The following is a 2,714-nucleotide window of genomic DNA, read 5'->3' as shown; positions in this document are numbered from 1 at the left end:
TTACACAGAATTTGGGATAGGGTCGGGCGTAGCCCTGCCTTGACTGATAAAGCTGAAATGGATGTACCCGATTTCCGAACAAGCGCGACAATATCTGCTCTGTGCATATCTTCTTTTTTGATCTTTTCCATTTGAGTGGTATCCTAAATGATTAACTAACTTAGAAAACTTACTTGATTAAGTAACTTGAAACGAACTATACCACTACTTTGTAATGAACTTAATGGTCCTTTTCAAGAAAATAATGGTCCTTTTTAAGTTCCTTTCAAAATCCAATAGTTAGTTTGGAATTTTTTAAAAAGAACAGAGTTCGTTACAAGAGGAGCTTATGAAGAACTCAAAAGAGTGGTGGTCAGTATCAGAACTTTTAGATAAAGAATTAGAAACTTTGCCTAAAACAGATAAAGGAATAAGTAAAAAGGCTGACAGGGAAAATTGGGAAAAAAGACAAAGATCAGGGGTTAAAGGGAAAACATTTGAATATCATTATTCATCCTTCCCCGAAGATGTGCAGAGAGCGTTGGGGTTTAGTTCAAGTCCACCATCAAAACAAACAACGCAACAAAAGGCATTTAGTGAAGTACGTGATGTTGCACAAGAGGAGCAAGTACCATTTTATAGCGCAACCGCATCTGCTGGATTTGGGGCAGTTAATAGCGACATTTATGCTCCTGAAGACTATATTGGTTTGAGTAAACGTTGGATTGATAGCAGAGGCTTATATCGCAATAGCCTTGCGTTTATTATGGCAGAAGGGGATTCAATGTATCCAACTATTAATGATGGGGATATGTTGTTAATTAATCGTAATGCGACAACACCAAGAGATGGTAAAATCTATGTGCTACGTTCAGGCGAGCAGTTTTGGGTTAAACGGGTGCAAGGGATTATCAATGGTATTCGTTTAATCAGCGATAATAAGGCAATCTATGACCCAATAGATGTAGCCTTCAATGAAGGTCTAGATTTTGAAGTTGTAGGGCAGGTGGTTTTCATTGGGCGTGATATGATTTAAACGCCATTTAAACGCCCTTAAATTTGCCACAAGCATTTCGCAGTTCTAATGGTTCAAGCGGTTGTTTTTGGCAAATTATTCGCAATTCATTATTTTTCTTTTTCTTGCTCAATAAAAAAGGGGCTGATACCACACAGCCCCGATTTATAAAGGTTTGTTCCACTTATTCCCGAAAAATTCCGCCCAATTCCTTATTCTTTTTTTATTTCTTAGTTTTAATGGTTTTATACAGAGGTATTGAACTGCAAGAGGAAAATAACTCGCTTAAATATACTAGTAGTTACTCAGGTGGTGATGGTTATTTTATCTCAACTAAAGAATCACTAAAATTGAAATCAGGCCGTAGAAATTACTACTGTGAATTTTTGATCTTTGGTACTTGGAAATAATTATGAATAAAACTGAGTTGATGATTTTATTCATAATTCCAATTGTTCTTCTTGCTTTGAAGTATAACGAATCAAAATGGAAAAATGATAAAGCTTCATTATTCTCTCTACATTCATTCACTTTATGAATGATTTGCTTAGCCTGATTTTCTAGGGATTTTGACTTACTTTAGGCTGATAATTAAAAATCTAACTGAGCGGCATTAATCCCTAAAGCAAGGGCAATTTTTTCTCTTGTTGCCTTGCGTAAATGAGTGGCTTTTTCATATTGGCTATAAGCAGATTGGCTGATATTTAAACGGCTTGCTATCTCTTTTTGTGTTAGTCCTAAATGCTCACGCCAAGCAGCAAGGGCAGAGCAATTATTTTCTAATGCAAAGGTCGCAACAGCAAAAGGTACGCCAGTTTCTAAAGGAGAGGAAAGTTTTGCTTGTTGTTTTAGCCAATCGAGAGTAGCAATAGGCATAACCGCAAAAGCAGGGTGACCACTTTCATCATGTAAATATTGAATATTAGTAAGTGCGTTCATCTCGTTTTTTAACCTCTTCAATGGAAATAATATTCATTGTATCGCCGACTAGTTCAAAGAAAACACGGTAATCACCCACCCTAAAACGGTATGGATAGCGATGATTAACAAGGGCTTTCACATTTGAACAAAAAGGGAAATTCACAAGTTCTTGGCATTTTTGTGCAATTTTCGCCCCTGTTGGAATTTTTCTTAATTGTTTTAAGGCTTTTGGCTGAAAAATAACGGATTTCATAACAATGAATATAAGTAAAATATAAGTTTTATTTTAACACAGAATAACAAAAGGACAAGCTATGACAATTTATTTTAAAGACGGTTTTTATATTAGTGATATTCACCTGCAAATCCCCGAAAGTGCGGTCGAAATATCCGAAGACTTATACCGCACTTTGCTAGAAGGACAATCAAGGGGTAAACAAATTGTTGCTGATGAACAAGGTTATCCAATATTAATTGATCCTCAACCAAGCCAACTACATCAGCTAGTAGATGGTCAATGGATAATTTCAGAGGGAAATAAAGCTAAGCTTAAGTCGAGCCTCTCCCATAATTTGTGTAAATACCTGTTTCTGAGATAATACATCTAGACACAGGTATTTTATTATGAACGAAAAACAACTCCACGCCTTGGCAGCGGAATTTGCCAAAACCCTAAAAACCCCAGAAGACCTTAATCAGTTTTCACGAATGCTCAAAAAAATCACGGTAGAAGCGGCGTTAAATGGTGAGCTGACCGACCACCTTGGCTATGAAAAGCATCAGCCCAGAAAAGGCAAAA

6 protein-coding genes and 1 pseudogene are annotated in these 2,714 nt (G+C 36.5%); 4 read left to right on the top strand and 3 right to left on the bottom strand.

What is annotated here, in order from left to right:
* Positions 1–107: helix-turn-helix domain-containing protein (locus B0186_RS10755; protein WP_235817227.1), on the bottom strand; the 107-nt coding region annotated here is incomplete at its 3' end.
* A 221-nt stretch (positions 108–328) separates the two neighbouring features.
* On the opposite strand from B0186_RS10755, the gene B0186_RS10750 reads away from it, so the two are divergent.
* Together B0186_RS10750 and B0186_RS11725 are read left to right on the top strand one after the other, a co-directional pair.
* Positions 329–1,015: a helix-turn-helix domain-containing protein gene (locus B0186_RS10750; protein WP_078219400.1), complete on the top strand. Its 687-nt coding sequence runs from the start codon at positions 329–331 to the stop codon at positions 1,013–1,015.
* 23 nt (positions 1,016–1,038) lie between these two features.
* Positions 1,039–1,404 carry a hypothetical protein gene (locus B0186_RS11725; protein WP_158077982.1) on the top strand — a complete coding sequence of 122 codons (366 nt, stop codon included), beginning with the start codon at positions 1,039–1,041 and terminating at the stop codon, positions 1,402–1,404.
* A 181-nt stretch (positions 1,405–1,585) separates the two neighbouring features.
* Here B0186_RS11725 and B0186_RS10745 read toward each other — a convergent pair whose 3' ends face one another.
* Positions 1,586–1,933, bottom strand: a complete 348-nt coding sequence (locus tag B0186_RS10745) for a helix-turn-helix domain-containing protein (RefSeq protein WP_078219397.1) — start codon at positions 1,931–1,933, stop codon at positions 1,586–1,588.
* Positions 1,917–2,168, bottom strand: coding sequence for a type II toxin-antitoxin system RelE family toxin (locus tag B0186_RS10740; protein ID WP_078219394.1), 252 nt, complete (start codon positions 2,166–2,168; stop codon positions 1,917–1,919). Before B0186_RS10740 ends, B0186_RS10745 begins: the two co-directional genes overlap by 17 nt.
* Positions 2,169–2,229: 61 nt before the next feature.
* Here B0186_RS10740 and B0186_RS10735 point away from each other — a divergent pair, with 61 nt between their 5' ends.
* Together B0186_RS10735 and B0186_RS11560 are read left to right on the top strand one after the other, a co-directional pair.
* On the top strand, positions 2,230–2,514 hold the full coding sequence (locus B0186_RS10735; RefSeq protein WP_211272443.1) for a hypothetical protein: 285 nt from the start codon (positions 2,230–2,232) through the stop codon (positions 2,512–2,514).
* Between the two features lie 25 nt (positions 2,515–2,539).
* Positions 2,540–2,714: pseudogene (locus B0186_RS11560) on the top strand (IS256 family transposase); the annotation flags it as partial.

The organism is Canicola haemoglobinophilus (assembly GCF_002015075.1).
In the GTDB taxonomy this organism is placed as follows: Bacteria; Pseudomonadota; Gammaproteobacteria; order Enterobacterales; family Pasteurellaceae; genus Canicola; species Canicola haemoglobinophilus.
This window is presented reverse-complemented; position numbering and strand designations above follow the sequence as displayed.